The organism is Proteus vulgaris (genome assembly GCF_023100685.1).
GTDB lineage: Bacteria > Pseudomonadota > Gammaproteobacteria > Enterobacterales > Enterobacteriaceae > Proteus.
Genome location: NZ_CP090064.1, coordinates 4272567 through 4291315, shown reverse-complemented (window position 1 = coordinate 4291315; position 18749 = coordinate 4272567). Strand labels below are relative to the sequence as shown.

The 18749-nt window shown below is 38.5% G+C and carries 15 protein-coding genes; 6 read left to right on the top strand and 9 right to left on the bottom strand.

Going from position 1 to position 18749, the window contains the following annotated elements:
• Nucleotides 1–6 precede the first annotated feature (6 nt).
• The 6 genes from aroB to LW139_RS20125 all read right to left on the bottom strand — a co-directional run bounded on the left by aroB (nt 7) and on the right by LW139_RS20125 (nt 5268).
• The gene (gene aroB, locus LW139_RS20150) at nt 7–1101 is read right to left on the bottom strand and encodes a 3-dehydroquinate synthase (RefSeq protein WP_166540437.1); all 1095 of its coding nucleotides are present in this window, start codon (nt 1099–1101) and stop codon (nt 7–9) included.
• 50 nt (nt 1102–1151) lie between these two features.
• A complete protein-coding gene (aroK, locus tag LW139_RS20145; protein WP_036914409.1) occupies nt 1152–1673 on the bottom strand; it encodes a shikimate kinase AroK in 522 nt (173 codons plus the stop codon).
• A gap of 580 nt (nt 1674–2253) precedes the next feature.
• Nucleotides 2254–3360, bottom strand: a complete 1107-nt coding sequence (gene pilQ / locus LW139_RS20140; RefSeq protein WP_227336204.1) for a type IV pilus secretin PilQ — start codon at nt 3358–3360, stop codon at nt 2254–2256.
• Nucleotides 3357–3887 carry a hypothetical protein gene (locus tag LW139_RS20135; RefSeq protein WP_227336203.1) on the bottom strand — a complete coding sequence of 177 codons (531 nt, stop codon included), beginning with the start codon at nt 3885–3887 and terminating at the stop codon, nt 3357–3359. The genes pilQ and LW139_RS20135 overlap by 4 nt, the downstream gene beginning before the upstream one ends.
• On the bottom strand, nt 3884–4456 hold the full coding sequence (locus tag LW139_RS20130; RefSeq protein ID WP_247850438.1) for a PilN domain-containing protein: 573 nt from the start codon (nt 4454–4456) through the stop codon (nt 3884–3886). The genes LW139_RS20135 and LW139_RS20130 overlap by 4 nt, the downstream gene beginning before the upstream one ends.
• Nucleotides 4444–5268 (bottom strand): hypothetical protein, encoded by an 825-nt coding sequence (locus tag LW139_RS20125; protein ID WP_109409943.1) that lies wholly within the window; start codon nt 5266–5268, stop codon nt 4444–4446. Before LW139_RS20125 ends, LW139_RS20130 begins: the two co-directional genes overlap by 13 nt.
• 115 nt (nt 5269–5383) lie before the next feature.
• Between LW139_RS20125 and mrcA the strand changes: the two genes are divergently transcribed.
• Nucleotides 5384–7918 (top strand): peptidoglycan glycosyltransferase/peptidoglycan DD-transpeptidase MrcA, encoded by a 2535-nt coding sequence (gene mrcA / locus LW139_RS20120; RefSeq protein ID WP_166540442.1) that lies wholly within the window; start codon nt 5384–5386, stop codon nt 7916–7918.
• A gap of 46 nt (nt 7919–7964) precedes the next feature.
• Here the strand turns inward: mrcA and nudE are convergent, their stop codons facing one another.
• Nucleotides 7965–8513 (bottom strand): ADP compounds hydrolase NudE, encoded by a 549-nt coding sequence (gene nudE, locus LW139_RS20115; RefSeq protein ID WP_166540443.1) that lies wholly within the window; start codon nt 8511–8513, stop codon nt 7965–7967.
• 353 nt (nt 8514–8866) lie between these two features.
• Between nudE and umoB the strand changes: the two genes are divergently transcribed.
• From umoB to pckA, 4 genes are all read left to right on the top strand, one after another.
• Nucleotides 8867–10975 carry a flagellar biogenesis regulator UmoB gene (gene umoB / locus LW139_RS20110; protein ID WP_109409946.1) on the top strand — a complete coding sequence of 703 codons (2109 nt, stop codon included), beginning with the start codon at nt 8867–8869 and terminating at the stop codon, nt 10973–10975.
• Between the two features lie 72 nt (nt 10976–11047).
• Nucleotides 11048–11461, top strand: a complete 414-nt coding sequence (gene hslR, locus LW139_RS20105) for a ribosome-associated heat shock protein Hsp15 (RefSeq protein ID WP_109409947.1) — start codon at nt 11048–11050, stop codon at nt 11459–11461.
• 26 nt (nt 11462–11487) lie between these two features.
• Complete coding sequence (gene hslO / locus LW139_RS20100) at nt 11488–12372, top strand: Hsp33 family molecular chaperone HslO (RefSeq protein WP_166540446.1); 885 nt, start codon at nt 11488–11490, stop codon at nt 12370–12372.
• 204 nt (nt 12373–12576) lie between these two features.
• Complete coding sequence (gene pckA / locus LW139_RS20095) at nt 12577–14196, top strand: phosphoenolpyruvate carboxykinase (ATP) (protein ID WP_109409949.1); 1620 nt, start codon at nt 12577–12579, stop codon at nt 14194–14196.
• Between the two features lie 177 nt (nt 14197–14373).
• Here the strand turns inward: pckA and LW139_RS20090 are convergent, their stop codons facing one another.
• Entirely contained in the window at nt 14374–15075 is a 702-nt protein-coding gene (locus LW139_RS20090; RefSeq protein WP_166540447.1) for a pirin family protein, read from the bottom strand.
• Nucleotides 15076–15678: 603 nt separating this feature from the next.
• The gene (locus LW139_RS20085) at nt 15679–16893 is read right to left on the bottom strand and encodes an NAD(P)/FAD-dependent oxidoreductase (protein WP_166540448.1); all 1215 of its coding nucleotides are present in this window, start codon (nt 16891–16893) and stop codon (nt 15679–15681) included.
• A 309-nt stretch (nt 16894–17202) separates the two neighbouring features.
• Here LW139_RS20085 and pitA point away from each other — a divergent pair, with 309 nt between their 5' ends.
• Nucleotides 17203–18702: an inorganic phosphate transporter PitA gene (gene pitA, locus LW139_RS20080; RefSeq protein WP_109409952.1), complete on the top strand. Its 1500-nt coding sequence runs from the start codon at nt 17203–17205 to the stop codon at nt 18700–18702.
• Nucleotides 18703–18749: the final 47 nt, after the last annotated feature.

Here is an 18749-nt window from a genome sequence, read left to right as displayed (position 1 = left end):
GGGAGCTTAATTTGCATTAATGCAAGATGTTATCGCTTTGTGGACTTGTTCGCGAGAAATATCCGCACGTAATTCAGATTGACCGATGCCTTTTGGTAAAACGAGGTGCAGTTTGCCACCAGAAACCTTTTTATCTCTCATCATATGAGGTAAATAGTCATCAGGTGTCATTTCTACAGGGCCATTGACGGGGAGATTTGCTTTCTCAAGTAATTGAATAACACGTTGTGTTTCTTCTTCGGTAAATTGACCAAGGGCTTGAGAGGTTCTTGCCGCCATTACCATACCTGCTGCAACCGCTTCACCATGCAACCAAACACCATATCCCATATGAGCTTCAATAGCGTGCCCATAAGTATGGCCTAGATTGAGTAATGCACGTAAGCCACTGGTTTCTTTTTCATCTGCGGCGACAACTTCAGCTTTTAGCTCACAGCAACGACGGATGCAAAAAGCCATAGCTTTAGGGTCAAGCGCCAAAAGTTTATCAATATTATTTTCAAGCCAGATAAAGAAGTCTTTATCTAAAATGATGCCATATTTTATAACTTCAGCTAAACCAGATGAAAGTTCACGAGGTGGTAATGTGGCAAGGCAATCGAGATCAATGATGACAGAAGCTGGTTGGTAAAAAGCACCAATCATATTCTTGCCAAGAGGGTGATTAACTGCTGTTTTTCCGCCAACAGATGAATCAACTTGTGATAACAACGTAGTAGGAACTTGGATAAAGCGAACACCACGTTGGTAACTTGCTGCCGCAAAACCAGTTAGATCACCAATAACACCTCCGCCTAATGCGATAAGTGTCGTATCTCGATTGTGATTTTTTTCTAATAATGCAGTAAAGACATCGTTCATGATTTCAAGCGATTTATATTGTTCGCCATCAGGTAAAATCACGCTATCAACCAAAACACCTTGTTTTTTTAAGGTGTTTGTTACCTTTTCTAAATAGAGAGGAGCAAGCGTTACATTCGTAACTATCATAACTTGCTGCCCTGATTTTAATGGTAAAAAGGTATCAGGTTGATGAAAAAGGCCAGAAGCAATGGTAATGGGATAGCTTCTTTCACCTAATGTGACAGTGATTTTTTCCATAACAGTGGCCTTCTTCTTATTGTCTTTACTTAACCTTATAAATAGTTGAATTAGTTTTGTTCTAATAATTCAATTATTTGATTGGCTACAATTTTTGCACTCTGATCATCAGTATGAATTGTGATGTCAGCAATCTCTTCATAAAGAGGATTACGTTCTTCAGCTAATGTCTCTAGGACATCACGCACAGGTTCAACACCTTGCAATAAAGGACGTTTTTTATCACGTTGGGTTCGAGCGAGTTGCTTTTCAATGTTTGTTTCTAAATAAACAACCACACCACGTGCAGATAGTCTGTTACGGGTTTCTCGCGATTTCACCGAACCACCACCTGTAGCGAGTACAATGCCTTGCTTTTCAGTGAGTTCGTTGATTATTTTCTCTTCTCGTTGACGGAAGCCTTCTTCGCCTTCTACATCAAATACCCAACCTACATCCGCACCTGTACGCCGCTCAATTTCCTGATCGGAATCATAAAACTCCATACTAAGTTGTTGAGCTAACTGACGACCAATAGTGCTTTTGCCGGCACCCATAGGCCCAACCAGAAAGATATTACGTTTCTCTGCCATGTTTTTGGTATTACTAAGATATTCGTTAATGATAACCCGCCCCGCCAAATTCATTCAGCGACGGGACCTAAACTGAAATTTATGAGTGTTTATCTAATTCACACCTGATAACATTTGTTATCTACTCTCATAATAAGACTGAGTTCTTTCAGTAGATCGCTATAAAATAACCACATGCTGTTGCAAACAACAACATAGGATAAAAATCCCTTTGCCTACAGTACATAACAAAAACTACTAAAAAAAGTAATCATCTTTGTTGGCAACGCGAAGATTCTAACACAATTTAGTCGGAAAACCGCATCTGATAATATTGTCTTTTTCGTCATCAAGCGATCAATATTACATATAAAAAGCCCTACCTCCAAGAATAGAGGAAGTGCATAAAATGTATCCGTATTATCATTGTGATGTTTCAGGTCCACTCAAATTAGCTAACCCTTGTAAGCTAAATCGTCCTCATCGTCAAATCTATAAATACTGATTATAAGAAAAAACAATGAATAACTCTCAGTTTAATCCTAGTAATAAATGGGTAACTCTTTGTATTTTGATGAAAAAATTTTTATCACATAAAAAGTTAGATTAATTTGGGTGTAATAAAAATAACCAATTCATGGCGACTGTGCTGATCTCTTTTATGGCTAAAAAGTACCCCTAATAATGGGATAGATGATAATAAAGGGATTTTTGCTGTATGCTCTTGCTGCTTTTGTTGAAATATTCCTCCTAACATAATGGTTTCTCCATCATTAATCGTGACTTCTGTACTGATCTCTTGCTTGTCGATAGAAAGGTGTTCACTACCACCTTGAACAAGGGCGATACCAGGTGTGTTTTGACTGATTTTAAGTATTAACCTTATTTTTTTATTTCTCTGAATAATTGGGGTGACTTCCATCCCTAATACAGCCTCCTTAAATTGAACACGAGTGGTTTCATTATCTCGGCTGACATAGGGAATTTCCGTTCCTTGTTTTATTGAGGCCGTTTTCTCATGAGCCGCTGTTAGTCTTGGACTTGCAATAATTGATAGCTGTTTTTCTTGTTCTAATGCACTTAACTCAAGTTCTAATAGGCGACCATTAATCCTAGCGATATTAAAGGCAATATAGTGAAGTGGGTTTTTGGTATTTTGATGAAGTGATAATGCAGACAGTGAAGGTATTGATAAAGCAGAGTTAGGAGATGTCGGCGTAGTATTAGGTATTGTTGATATTGCTTCAGTATTTGTAGTTTTTAATGCTTGCAAGCCCCATTGGGTACCTAATTCATTTAACGCTTCTTGACTGCTGCTGACGATATGCGCCGTGATATGAACTTGTTGTTGTGGAGTATCTTTTAATTTTAGCCAATCTGCGATTTCAGAAAGTGCTTTGTCATTATCGACAATTGAAAGACTATTAGAGTCACTATCAGCAATAACCCGGCCTTGTTTACTCAATAATGGGATTGCATAAGTGCTAAGTTGCTTCGCTAATGTATCTGCATCAGCATAATTTAACGGATAAAGTCGATGGTGTAATTGTTCAGTTTGCTGTGTGTCTGTCCATGGTTCTTCAGTGGGTGTTGGTAGTGTCTTTTCATGATTAATGACATCAGGAACGTCAGGGAAGAATGGATCTCTCAAGTGAGCAAAAACACAAGTTGTCATGCATAGCATCATAAAGAAAACCAATATTTTCATGATATGCCACCTTGTTCTAATGAGAGTCCTTTTAGTGCCATCAATGTGATTTGAACAGAAAGTAACTCTGTTTTTATTGGAATAATATTGAGCGAGATAAGTAATAATCCGGTTTGATTAAGGTGTTCGAGTAAAGTTAATAAGCGAGTATAAGACAAATTAAAAGTGAGCTTATATAACGAATTAGGGGCGTTTTCCCAAGTTTCAGGGATGAAATGATAAGTAATAAGTAGGTGTTGTAGTTGCTCAGGGGTTGATGGATTATTTAATGAAATATGATAATCAGCTTGTTGTGCAATAAGTGATTCAAGTGATGGTGGCGTCTCTAATATCTTTTGATAATGATGAATACGAGAGAGCCTTTGGGTTGTTTCCACTTGTTGTTGAGTTATTTCTTGCTGATAACCAGTATAAATAAAGAAGTAGTAAAGTAGAAAAATAGTAAAAGGGATTGTTAAGCTCAGTAATGTTATTTGCCACATTGCGAGAGAAACTACAAATTGTAACCATTGCACATTTATCTTCATGGTACTTCCTCGACATCTTTTTTATTCCACGGTTCGTCGATTTCCCATTTTCCTGTTAAATGCACTTCAGTATAGGACGGGGAGATTTTGCTTTGTTGTAAATAATCCAATGATAGGGTGGCAAGAATGGGATGGTGTTTAAAATGGGTCATAAAAGAGAGCGATTGTGTTTTGGGTAAAATAAGATCCAAAGAGTGGCGATTATCAGTATCAGAATAATGACTTATCCATACAGAAGCAGGGAGATAAGCTTCAATAGCCTGAAAAAAACGTATGTAATGTAAATAACGTAACCAATTTTTATAATAAAGCGAATAGCGCTGAGAGTATAAGTTGGTTTGTTTTTTCTGTTGTTGATAAATGTTGAATTGTTCGAACAAATCCTGTTCTTGTTGCTGTATTTGAATGTGTAATGCTGAGGTGGTATCTCGCTTTTGCACTAAGTGATAGGTGTAATAACCGCAAATTATCAGTGTGATAGTGATAAAAGCTAATGTTTGATAACCCCATATTGAGATTTTTTTTCTAAATAAATTGTGGCGCCAAGGTAGATAATTTACTTGATACATGATTTCTCCCAAGGGCGTAATGCTAAACCAAGAGCGATCAAAGAAAGTGTGTTTTCTCTTGTATTTGGTTGAAATAAATAATGGGAAAAGTCAGGCCAAAGAGGCATTGAATGGCTAAAATGTGTCGCATTATCGCCAGCAAAATAGCATTGTTCTTTAGACCAATTGTATTTCTCTATTAACTGATAAATAGCGGTTTGTTGTTCTTGCTGGTCTTGATAAGGAAGCGTGCCGTAATGGGGCATTTCATCATCAGATGAAACCCAAAATAGCGAGTTGTTTTTACAGTAAATAAGTTTGTTTTTAGGTGAGATATTAAGGTAAGTGGCTAAATAGCGTAGTGCACACGCGGGCAAATCTATCGCAGAGAGTGTTAAGTTTATTTGGGAAAATAAGGTTATGTACTTATCTAATACGATCTTATGACACAAATGAATAGCGAGTTTGCCGTTATTTTGCCGATAGTCAAAATTAACAGGGTTTTTTGTATTTTGTGTGTAAGATGTGGCTCGTAATTGTGCTAACCGATAACATGCTGCCGATGTAAGGGAAATAAGCGGTGGTAGTGGGATAGTCTGATAGCTTTCATAAATATCGGGTAATGAGAGAGTAATATTGTTAATAAAAGGGAGATCCTTGCGCCAGTTTATTAAGATATTTCTTAATTTTGTATCATCTGCATCGTCATTGAGAGGTAAAGGGAATTGCCAAAATGCGCTGATCTTCCATTGTTTATTCTGCTGAAATACCAAAACAGCATTGATATGATGAGTGTTAATTTCAATACCAATCTGGTAATTGTGTGTTTCCATAAATGATATCCATATCTATTGATGAGTAATTGCCTATTTTCAAAGAGGCGTTACCTTTATACTACGCACTGTTTGTTTATAAACCGCCCAATTCACACTACATGGGAAATTTAAGGTGAAGTTCTTAAAATATTTTTTCATCTTCGTTTTTGCTTGCATAATTTTGGGAGCAGCCTCGATATACGGTATGTATAAGTATGTTGAGCCTCAGTTACCCGATGTCGCGACATTAAAAGATGTTCGTTTACAAACCCCTATGCAGGTTTTGAGTGCAGACGGAGAATTAATCGCGCAATACGGCGAAAAACGTCGTTTACCGCTAACACTAGAGGAAATGCCTCCTCAATTAATTAATGCTTTTATCGCAACCGAAGATACCCGTTTTCGTGAGCATCACGGTATCGACCCCATTGGGATCTCGCGTGCGGTAGTTGTCGCATTAACATCAGGACAAGCTTCTCAAGGTGCAAGTACCATTACGCAACAGTTAGCACGAAATTTCTTTTTAACACCTGAGAAGAAATTAATGCGAAAAGTTAAAGAAGCCTTTTTGGCTATTCGCATTGAAAAAGAGTTAACCAAAGATGAAATTTTAGCGCTGTATTTAAATAAAATTTATCTGGGTAACCGTGCTTATGGTGTGGGGGCTGCGGCTTATGTTTACTTTGGTAAAAGTGTGCATGATCTTAGCCTTAATGAAATGGCAGTCATTGCTGGTTTGCCTAAAGCACCTTCTACACTAAATCCACTCTATTCTTACGATCGTGCCTTAAAACGCCGTAATGTTGTTTTACTGCGTATGTATGAAGAGAATTACATCACTCGTGCACAATATGAAAGTGCTAGAGCTGAGCCTATTGTGGCGAAATATCATGCACCTCAAATTGATTTTTCCGCCCCATACCTCACTGAAATGGTGAGAATGGAGATGTATGAGCGCTATGGTGAAAATGCTTATACTGATGGCTATAAAATTTACACTACTGTTATTCGTAAAGATCAATTAGCAGCAGAAAAAGCCTTACGCGACAATGTGATTGATTATGATATGCGCCATGGCTATCGCGGTGCTCAAGAAGTTCTTTGGAGTGAAGGGCAAACGCCTTGGGATAATGATGCGATCAGTAAGAAATTAAAAGAAATTCAAACTTATGGGCCATTGATTCCAGCCGTTGTGTTATCTGCAGATGCTAAAGAAGCGAAAGTGGTTTTAAAGAATGGCGATAACATTACCTTAGATTTAAAAGCAGTTCGTTGGGCTCGTAAGTTTATTTCAGATACTGCTCAAGGTGCGACACCAACAAAAGTTGATGCAGTAGTTAATGTTGGTGAGCAAATCTGGGTTCGTCAAAATAATGATAACAATTGGGTATTAGCGCAGCTTCCAGGTGTTAATGCAGCATTTGTTGCATTGAATCCTCTAAATGGTGGGATTATTGCCCTTGTCGGGGGATTTGATTTTGAAATCAGTAAATTTAATCGTGTTTCGCAATCATTACGCCAAGTAGGTTCGAATATTAAACCTTTCTTGTATGCTGCCGCATTAGATAAAGGCTTAACTTTGTCTACCTTACTTAATGACTTACCTATTAGTCGTTGGGATGCGGGGGCTGGTACTGATTGGCGACCTAAAAATTCACCACCAACTTACGCAGGTCCTATCCGTTTACGTCAAGGATTAGGTCAATCTAAAAACGTGGTGATGGTACGTGCAATGCGCGCAATGGGTGTGGATTATGCTGCTGATTATCTCTTACGTTTTGGTTTCCCTAATCAAAATATCGATAGAACAGAATCTTTAGCATTAGGATCACCATCATTTACACCAATGCAAATGGTACGTGGTTTTGCTGTAATGGCGAATGGTGGATATTTAATTGAACCTTACTATATCCAACGTATTGAAAATGCAGAAGGTGAAGTGCTGTTTACTGCAGAGCCAAAAGTAGCATGTCCAGACTGTACAGATATACCGGTTATTTACGGCGACACCATGCGTTCTATCGCTCTATCTGATGACTATATGGAAAACGTTGCTCAATCTAATAAATCACAGCCTGTGGATGCAGCTCCTGAAATTGAATTAGAACAAGCTCCGTTAGCAGAGACTGTTAAAGAAAGCCCTTACGCACCACACGTTATCAGCACACCACTGGCTTACTTAATGCATGATGCATTAAGAACAAACCTTGTGGGTGAGCCCGGATGGTCTGGTACAGGTTGGCGAGCCGTTCGTGATCTAAAACGCCAAGATATTGGTGGTAAAACAGGAACAACCAACAGTTCTAAAGATGCATGGTTCTCGGGTTATGGTGCGAATATTGTTGGTACCGCTTGGATTGGCTTTGATGATAGTAGCCGTAACTTAGGACGTACCGCGGCCAGTGGTGGTGAAGCAGGTGCTAAAACAGCGCAACCTATTTGGAATGACTTTATGAAAGTCGCACTTGATGGTGTGCCTGTGAATATGATGCCAGCACCAAAAGGTGTTGTTGCTGTTCAAATAGATAGAAGAACGGGCAAACTCGCCGGTGATGGTCCTTCAATGAAAGAGTATTTTATTGAGGGTACACAACCTACAGAAAGAGCAAAAAGCGAAGTGGGAACACAGATTTTTGAGGATAATGGCGAATCTAACGAATTATTCTAATTAATCGATAAAAACCGGATGTAAAAATCCGGTTTTTATTATCTATTTATTTACTCAGTAAATAGCGCTGCGCGAGAAAGAGGGCACTGACACTACGTGCTTCAGTAAAATCGGGATGATCCAGTAAGTCCATCATTTTAGCGATAGGCCAACGTACTTGAATTAGTGGTTCAGGTTCATCGCCTTCCAGTTGTTCAGGGTAAAGATCATGGGCAATGACGATATTCATTTTGCTGGAAAAATAAGAAGGAGCCATAGAAAGCTTTGCTATTTCTGTTAAAGAGTGGGCACCATAACCAATTTCTTCTTTGAGTTCTCGGTTTGCTGCTTGTAAAGCATTTTCGCCAGGATCAATGGCGCCTTTAGGAAAACCGAAGTCATAATTTTCGATACCGACAGCGTATTCACGAATAAGGATAAGGTTGTCATCAATGATCGGAACAATCATAACGGCTTCACGGTTCGCCGGTTTCATGCGTTCATAAATGCGTTTTTCCCCGTTACTGAACTCCAGATTAACGGATTGGATCTGAAATAATCGAGAACGGGCGATGTTATCAATGTTTAATATATTGGGTTTTTTAAGTTCTTTCATAACAGCCCCTGGCAGAATAGAGATTAACCTGAATTTAACACATTAATGACAAAATAAATCTAACAATTAGATTTAGCTTTTAAGTGAAAATTGAGTACACTCCGCTACTAAACCTAGTTATTTATTGATTTTTTGAGAATATTATTATTTATTGATCCGCTATTTTACCTGAAGATAGCGTTGTTAGTGGATATAAAATTGATAAGATAAATAAATTATAACGCGCCGACAAAAATATAATCTATTGTATTTAAATAAAAAATAGAACAAAAGAATAGGAATTGCCTTATGTTAGGCAGGGTTTTAAATTTGGTATTGTTACTACGCAGCATCAGTATAAGCATGGGGAAAAAATGAGATTATCAGTCATTATATTGGCTATCTTGATGATAAGCCTATTTATAATGGCCGCCTTTCTATTCTTTAAAAGAAGGCGGCTTGATGACTCACATCATCTCCCATCTCTTGCCAAACCAACGTATCGTAAGCTCACTTCAGATGACTATGGGCTTATTAGTGATTATTTATCTTATTTTGGTACGTCTGATTTTTCTTCTGGATATTCATTACAAAACTTCCCCGAAATGCCAATTAAAGGCGAAGTCGTTACGACATTAAGAAATATCGTTAACCGTTTTGCTGGCTCATCGGAAGGGTTAAATCATTGGCGTTACTATATTGATGCTGTAGAAATTCATATTCCCCCGCTGCTTGTTCCTTATCTTCAACAAGAAAATGTCCTCGATGTTGTGTGTACGCCATCTATCCCCATCGTAATTGGTGTTAATGGACATTTTTTAAAAGATGAAAAAATTCATTTTTCTGCGCTGAGTTTAAAGCAACTTTCTGAACCTATCTTGGCAAATGGTTCATCCACGATCCAAAAGAATGAAGGTGATGCTGCTCACCTCCTGCAAATTAGAGAAGAGACTAACGAAGAATACCGATTACATAACTCATCTGGCTTTTGGGATGGTTCTTTTGTTTGTATAGGGCTTACATTATGGTTAACGGCCCTAATGATGCCTCAGGTTTTTCTTCCTTGGATCTTAGCGATAGGAAGCTCATTTCTTGCCATCGGTATTTTCCTTATTCACAATCCTTTGATTAAACCTCGTAAGCAAGAAGTCCATTGTTTTAAAGGACGTTTAAAACGCTGGGGGCTTTTCGGCAATTTTGATCATGGGCAGGTGAAAAATGTTTCTTTAGGGGGTATTGATCTTATTTATCCACCTCATTGGGAGCCTTATATTCAAGGTGATATTGATAAAGTCACCTATTTAGAAATGTATCCTAGTCATCATGTTATAAAGCAAGGAAGTTATCTTTCATTACATGACGAAGAAAAAAATTATCCTTATAAACGGTACATTAAAAATATTATTTTCGTTTTTTGGAGCTTATTTATTATTGGCATGTTGTATCTTTATCAGCCACTTTCTCTTTCAATGAAACTCAGTTTTTCATGGCTTAAAGATACAGAACCTCATTTAGTCACTAATTTTACCGAATTGGAAACAACCGATTTGCATGTTGGAGATATTATTCAGGCGAAAGGGGTGGGTATGTGTTATATGCCACCTAATCTATCAAGTAAGAATAATAAAACCATTTTTGCACCTTTTGATTGTTCGGGCATTTACTGGAATAACAGCAATCCAATGCCAATGCCTGAGTCGAGCACAATCGAAAAAGCAGCTGCTTTATTACATATGGTTGAAGAGCAGCTTCATCCCGTTTCTAATAACCGAGTTAACCCAAGTTTAGGTCAAGCCATTACTAAATCAGGAATGAATCTTTTAGATAATTTCGATGGTATTGTGTTGAAAACACAGGATTTATGCCCACGAGAAAATGAATGTATCCGCTTGAAAATGGCGTTAGTTAACTTGAGTAACGTTAATGACTGGAGTGCATTAGTTCAACGTGCTGAGAGTGGTAAACTAACAGGCACCAATGTTTTATTACGTGCAGTAAGTGCGGAGGCCTTGGAAAAGCTTATCGACACCACCACATCTTCTTTTATCTATCGAGAAATAGATAAAGCCGCAATACTGTTAAATAGTCCGCCACCAGGTGGTGTGCTATTAATCAGTGATGAAAGAAAACAGCTCGTTGATTACGCGTCAAACTCAAACTCAGTGTTTGAACCCACGCCGTTAGAACAGTGGCGGGAGTTACAACGTTTATCCGATATTTTATTGCATACCCCTTTTGATACGGGTGGAGTAATAACAGGCATGGTTGTTGATGCTAATGGTACGTTACAGATATTTTTACATAGCCTACCTGATTCAATGACAATGTTATATTACATCGGTAATACGTTATTATTGTTTCTTGCTATCGGGTTCTTAGTATTGAACCTCTTTCTTATCATCCGGCGTCGGCGACAAAACAACCAACGCATGAATAAAATCAGTCTCTATTATGAGCACTGTTTTTATCGCCCTCCTCAGTAAGTCCCTTGTTGTGGAAGGCTATGTGTTTTCACTATCGCCTTCATAAAAGAAGTTGAAGTTAAGGAGAAAGGGATGAGTCAACCATCACCAGAAAGTGGTGTCCGCTTAGATAAATGGCTCTGGGCTGCGCGTTTTTATAAAACGCGTGCCATTGCTCGCACAATGATTGAAGGTGGCAAAGTTCATTACAATGGTGTGAGAGGCAAGCCAAGTAAAATCGTTGAAGAAGGCGCAGAAATACGTCTACGACAAGGTAATGATGAACGGACAGTAACCATTCTAATGGTGAGTTCACAGCGACAAGGTGCTACACAAGCACAAACACTCTATTGTGAAACACCAGAGAGTATTGCGAAAAGAGAAAAAATTGCTCTTGCGAGAAAAATGAATGCGTTAACAATGCCTCATCCTGAACGTCGCCCTGATAAAAAGGAAAGACGCACCTTACTTCGCTTCAAACAGACAAATTTACAAGAATCGGATTAACCGATTCCCTGAAATGAGAGAACGTTATGTCTAAAAAAGACTCTTTATCACGTTTTTTATTTGAAAAAAACGCGGTACGTGGTGAATTGGTCAATGTGACTGAAACCTATCAATCAATGCTTGAAAATCACCATTATCCTGAGCCAGTTCAATGTCTTCTAGGTGATTTGCTGGTGGCAACGAGTTTGTTAACAGCAACGCTTAAATTTGAAGGAGATATTACTGTTCAAATACAAGGCGATGGCCCAGTACGATTGGCTGTTATCAATGGTAATAACAATCAACAAATGCGCGGTGTTGCGCGTGTGGATGATGATGTAAAGGCTGGAAGTACATTAAAAGAGATGATCGGGAATGGTTTTATGGTCATCACAGTAACACCAGAGAAATGTGAACGTTATCAAGGTATTGTTGCCCTTGATGGTGAAACTATTGAAGCTTGTATTGATAACTATTTTAAGCAATCAGAACAGTTACCAACTCGCGTATTTATTCGTAGTGGTATGCAAGCGGGTAAGCCTGCGGCTGCAGGAATGTTATTACAAGTATTACCAGCATCAGAAGAGTTCACGGCAGAACATACGGCGGAACATTTTGAATTACTTACACAATTAACTCACACCATTAAGGCTGAAGAGTTATTTACGCTGGATACTAAAGAGATCTTACATCGTTTATATCACGAAGAAGATGTTACTCTTTATGAGCCTCAAGCTGTTGAATTTCATTGTACTTGTTCGCGTGAACGCTGTGAAAATACATTAGTAACATTGTCTAAAGAAGATGTGAACCACCTGTTGCAAGAACAGGGCAATATCGATATGGAATGTGAGTATTGTGGAACTCATTATATCTTTACAGAGAATGATATTAATAATATCAATAAGTTAAATGAATCAGAATTGCACTGATTCGATTTAGCAAGGTGACTTTATCAAAAGGACGCTATTTTGCGTCCTTTTTTATTCAACAATTTTTCTGTAGTTTTGTGCATTAGCTCTCGTTCTTAACATAAAAAAATTATAAATTTTCAAAATATTGATAACAATCGCTGTTAATTACTCGTAACACCCTAATATTGCTCGTAGAAAGGTCTATTTATCAGGAGCGAAACTATGAGCGTTAAAGGTCTTACCCCTAAGGATCTCCAGCAGTACGGTATTAAGGACACAAGTGAAATCATTTATAACCCAAGCTATGAGCTGTTATTTAATGAAGAAACCCAGCCTGGATTAACAGGTTATGAACGAGGCACATTAACCTCGTTAGGCGCTATTGCCGTTGATACAGGTATATTTACTGGACGTTCTCCGAAAGATAAATACATTGTTCGTGATGATGTTACTCGTGACACGGTATGGTGGGCTGATCAGGGAAAAGGTAAAAATGATAATAAGCCACTCTCACAAGAAGTGTGGTCTGACTTAAAATCATTGGTAACCAATCAGCTATCAGGCAAACGTTTGTTTGTTGTTGATGCATTTTGTGGTGCGAATGCGGACACTCGTTTAAAAGTACGTTTTATCACGGAAGTTGCTTGGCAAGCCCATTTTGTTAAAAATATGTTTATTCGTCCTGAACAAGAAGAGCTGGAAAATTTCACACCAGACTTCATTGTGATGAACGGAGCGAAATGTACAAATCCAAATTGGAAGGAACAAGGACTTAATTCTGAGAACTTCGTTGCTTTCAATTTAACTGAACGCATTCAGTTAATCGGGGGTACTTGGTACGGTGGCGAGATGAAGAAAGGTATGTTCTCTATGATGAACTACTTCCTTCCTCTTAAAGGTATGGCTTCTATGCACTGTTCCGCAAACGTTGGCGAAAGTGGTGATGTGGCTATTTTCTTTGGCTTATCCGGTACAGGTAAAACAACCCTTTCAACAGATCCTAAGCGTAAGCTAATTGGTGATGATGAGCATGGTTGGGACGATGACGGTGTGTTTAACTTTGAAGGGGGTTGTTATGCGAAAACGATCCACTTATCAAAAGAAGCAGAGCCTGATATCTATGGTGCAATTAAACGTGACGCACTATTAGAAAACGTGGTTGTGTTATCGGATGGTTCTGTTGATTTCGACGATGGCTCAAAAACAGAAAATACCCGTGTTTCTTACCCGATTTATCATATCGATAATATTGTTAAACCTGTTTCTAAAGCGGGTCACGCTAAGAAAGTGATTTTCTTAACAGCAGATGCTTTTGGTGTGTTACCTCCTGTTTCACGTTTAACGCCGGAACAAACGCAATATCACTTCTTATCTGGCTTTACCGCTAAGCTTGCAGGAACAGAACGTGGTGTAACAGAGCCAACACCTACATTCTCAGCTTGTTTTGGTGCGGCATTCTTATCTCTGCACCCAACACAATACGCTGAAGTATTAGTAAAACGTATGCAAGCATCTGGTGCAAAAGCCTATCTGGTTAATACCGGTTGGAACGGCACAGGTAAACGTATCTCAATTAAAGATACTCGCGCTATTATTGATGCGATCTTAAATGGTGACATTGATAAAGCACCAATGAAAACATTACCTGTGTTTGATTTGGAGATCCCAACAGCACTACCAGGCGTTAACAGTGAAATTTTAGATCCTCGTGATACTTATGCTGATAAAGCGCAATGGGATGTAAAAGCAGACGATCTCGCTGATCGTTTTGTGAAGAACTTCGATAAATATACAGATACTCCAGCAGGTCAAGCACTGACAAAAGTTGGACCAAAACGTTAATTTTTTAAAGCATTAATAAAAACACCAAATTCATAGGATATGATTTTGGTGTTTTTTTATTTGAGATATTAGAGATAAAAAAAATCCCTGAAATGCGAGAATATTTCAGGGAGTAAAAAGGAAATAAAGTGAAACTATCTATTAGAGAAAAAGTGGCTTTAGAGGGTGATAACCCAACTATGCTTTTACAGGAGGCAAATCAAACAATAAAACCTCACTGTCTTCATCACCAACAAAATGGATCATATCTTCATCAGCAATAGCTACACCATCACTGGTGGTCGCAATTATGTCATTAATGGCTATTTTTCCTTTTACAACTTGCAGCCAAATATTGCGTCCCGCTTCTACTTGATATTGTGCTTCTTCGCCTTTTTTCAGGTTCCAACGCCATAAGGTCATGTCTTGGAATACTTTTAAAGAGCCATCACGGGCATCTGGCGACAAAATAAGCTGTTTACTTACAGTTGTATCAAAACGACGTTGATCGTAACGTGGTGTGATACCGACAGTATTTGGCATAATCCAAATTTGGTAGAAATGCAGCCCTTGATCACTATTTGGATTATATTCTGAATGGGTGATCCCTGTACCTGCACTCATTATCTGAAACTCACCCGCAGGAACATTTTCTTTATTACCCATACTGTCTTTGTGCTCGATATTACCTTCAAGCACATAGGTTAAAATTTCCATGTCTTTATGAGGGTGGGTACCAAAGCCTTCACCAGGTATTACGCGATCTTCATTAATCACGCGTAATGCAGAAAATCCCATAAAATCACGATCGTAATAGTTTGCGAAAGAGAAGGTATGCCAGCTATCTAGCCAACCATGATTAGCGTGTCCTCTTTCATTTGCTTTGCGTAGATAAATCATTATGTGTTTCCTTCTCATCAGTTGTTGAACACAGTTTACGCAATAGCACAAAGTAGAAAAGCGGAGGAATTTAACCTGAAGATCCAAATAATTTGAATAAAGGGAAACAAAAACATCGAATAAGTTTTTGAAAAGAAAAAAGCCAGCACCCGGCTGGCTAAATAAAACACTGGAAGCAATGTGAGCAATGTCGTTCTTTCATATCACCCTGAAGGTGGTGCGTCTGAAAGTGTTATTGATGATAATAGTTCTCAGTATCATTTGTAAAGCCTTTTTTTTAAGCAATATCGAAAAAAGCAATGAAAAGCTTTTAACTTACTGATTAACGAATCGTTTTATTTTAATAATTTTTTAAAATAGTAATATAACCAAATAGTTAACAATATTTTTTATAAGGTTATTCATAGAAAAAAGAACAAGAAATGCGTTATAAAACCAGAGTAAAAGAAGGGATATGAATCATTTTGAGTCGCTATTAAGCGATAAAACAAAATCCAGCTATCATAGATTGATGATAACTGGGTTTTGTTATGTATGACTTATAAGTTTATAGAATTATAAAACCAATATTTATAACTTTAACATTGGCACGTTTATTTATTATCACTCAGCAAAAGTTGATTTCGGTGTTGAAATAAGGCTCTGAGCACAGGCATAGGCTGAGCTCCATGCCCATTGGAAGTTATATCCACCTAACCAACCTGTTACATCCACGACTTCACCAATGAAATAGAGTCCTTTTACTTTGGTGGCTTCCATCGTTTTAGAAGAAAGGGCTCGAGTATCTACGCCACCTAGAGTGACTTCCGCAGTACGATATCCTTCCGTGCCATTAGGCTGAACTTGCCATTCTTGTAGCAACACTACAATTTGAGTAATACGTTCGTTGCTAAGTTGAGTGAGGGAAATATCAGGTAACTGTTTATTTTCTATCATTATTTCAATAAAACGCTTTGGTAATAAGCGAGATAATGTATTTTTTAATGATTGATTTGGGTGTTCTTGGCGTTTTTCTTGTAGAAGGCTTTCAAGGTCAATATTTGGAAGTAAGTTAATACTTACATACTCTCCGGATTGCCAATAACTAGAGATTTGCAGAATAGCAGGGCCTGAAAGACCTCTATGAGTAAAAAGAATATTTTCTTTAAAACTTATTCCACTTTTTGCCGTCACAATAGCAGGTACAGCCACGCCGGATAGTTGACTAAATTGCTCAAGCTGAGGTTTATGTAGTGTAAAAGGCACTAAGCCCGCGCGAGTGGGTAATACCGGAAGGCCAAATTGTTCTGCGACTTTATAGCCAAAAGGAGTAGCACCTAAACCAGGCATAGAAAGCCCACCGCTGGCAATGACAACAGAAGGGGTAACAATCGCTTTCCCATCAACAAAAACAGTGAAACCTTCCTCTGTTTTCTCGATTAACGTTACCTCGCTACGTAAGCGAACACTTACTTTCCCTTTTTGACACTCAGCAAGTAATAAATCCACAATTTGCTGTGCTGAATCATCACAAAAGAGCTGGCCTAATGTTTTCTCATGATAGGCAATGTTATGTTTTTGCACTAATTCAAGAAAATCCCATTGTGTATAGCGAGCAAGTGCTGACTTACAAAAATGAGGATTCTCTGATAAATAGGCTGAAGGCTCAATATACATATTGGTAAAATTGCAACGACCGCCTCCTGACATAAGAATTTTTCGACCTGCTTTTTTACCGTTATCTAGCACTAAAACAGATAATCCTGCTTGTCCTGCTAAAGACGCACAAAAAAGCCCCGCGGCACCTGCACCTATAATTACTGTATCGTATGATCCCACAATGATGTCTCGTTCTTGGTTTTCTCTGACTATTTAATCAATGATTTTCGCGTAAGATCAGAGTATTTTTGTAAAATTATATGGAGAAATCTGCATTTTTCACCTAAATTCGTATTAGCAAGGAAAAAAATTGTCAGAAATTTACTTTTTTTTTATTTTTATTAATTAAATGATATATAAGGAATTATCTTAAAAAGACTCTAATTTTCTTGGTTATCAAATCAAAAAAAGGTTAAATTTCGCTTCCACCGTTCGCATTTGTCGCTGATAATGCGCCGCGTTCATGTCCAACTAACTGGCTTAACGTCTATGCTACATTTGTTTACTGACCTAGAATTTCATACAGGTTTAATGTTGGTTTTAGCACTGCTTTTTGTGCTATTTTATGAAGCTATTAACGGCTTCCATGATACCGCAAATGCGGTAGCAACTGTTATCTATACTCGTGCTATGCGTGCGCAATTTGCGGTCGTGATGGCGGGTGTATTTAACTTCCTTGGAGTTTTGCTCGGTGGTTTGAGTGTAGCTTATGCTATCGTTCACTTGTTACCGACAGATCTTCTGCTGAATGTGAGCTCAGGTCATGGCCTTGCTATGGTCTTCTCGTTGCTGTTAGCCGCTATTATCTGGAACTTAGGTACATGGTATTTCGGCATCCCAGCATCAAGTTCACATACGCTGATAGGTGCTATCATTGGTATTGGTTTAACAAATGCTATCGTGACAGATTCGTCTATCGTTGATGCGTTAAACATTCCAAAAATGATCAGTATCTTCCTATCTCTCATTCTTTCTCCGATTATCGGCTTGGTTATTGCAGGCGCGATGATTTTCTTACTACGCCGTTACTGGAGTGGTACGAAAAAACGTCGTCGTATTCACCTGACACCAGCTGAACGTGAAAAACAAGATGGTAAGCGTAAGCCACCATTTTGGACTCGTACTGCACTGATTTTATCTGCGGTTGGGGTTAGTTTTTCTCATGGTGCAAATGATGGGCAGAAAGGTATCGGTCTTATCATGTTGGTATTAATTGGCGTGGCGCCTGCGGGCTTTGTCGTCAATATGAGTGCTAGCGGATACGATATCACCAAAACACATGATGCCGTTGTGCACTTACAGCAGTATTATGAGAAGCATCAGCCAGCATTACAGCATGCTATCGAAAATACACCAGCAGTGTCAGCACAAACTGATCCTAGTGATACTGATTTCCATTGTAACAGCGCGAGAACGCCAATTGTTCTGAATCAAACAGAACAAATGCTGGCAAATATTAGTTCTTATGATGAACTAACAGCAGACCAGCGTGCTCAAATGCGTCGATTACTAATGTGTATCGCTGATACCGCAACAGAAGTGGCTAAATTACCTGAAACTAGCGCCCAAGATGCACGGTTCTTAAAAACATTGAGTCGTGACCTGCTAAACACTGTGGAATATGCACCGATTTGGATCATTGTTGCAGTGGCATTAGCGCTCTCTATTGGGACAATGGTAGGTTGGAAACGTGTTGCAGTAACGATTGGTGAGAAAATTGGTAAAAAAGGTATGACTTATGCTCAAGGGGTTTCTGCTCAGGTAACAGCAGCAGTGTCCATTGGTGTCGCAAGTTATACGGGTATGCCTGTATCAACAACACAAGTTTTGTCATCTGCAGTTGCAGGTACAATGATTGTTGATGGTGGAGGGGTTCAAACGAAGACGGTGAAAAATATTGCACTGGCTTGGATCTTAACATTACCAGTTAGCATTGGTTTATCAGGTTTACTTTATTGGATATCACTGACATTCATTGTGAATGGCTGATAAGCAATAAACTACCCAAGTTTGTTTATAAACGGTGACTAAAAGTC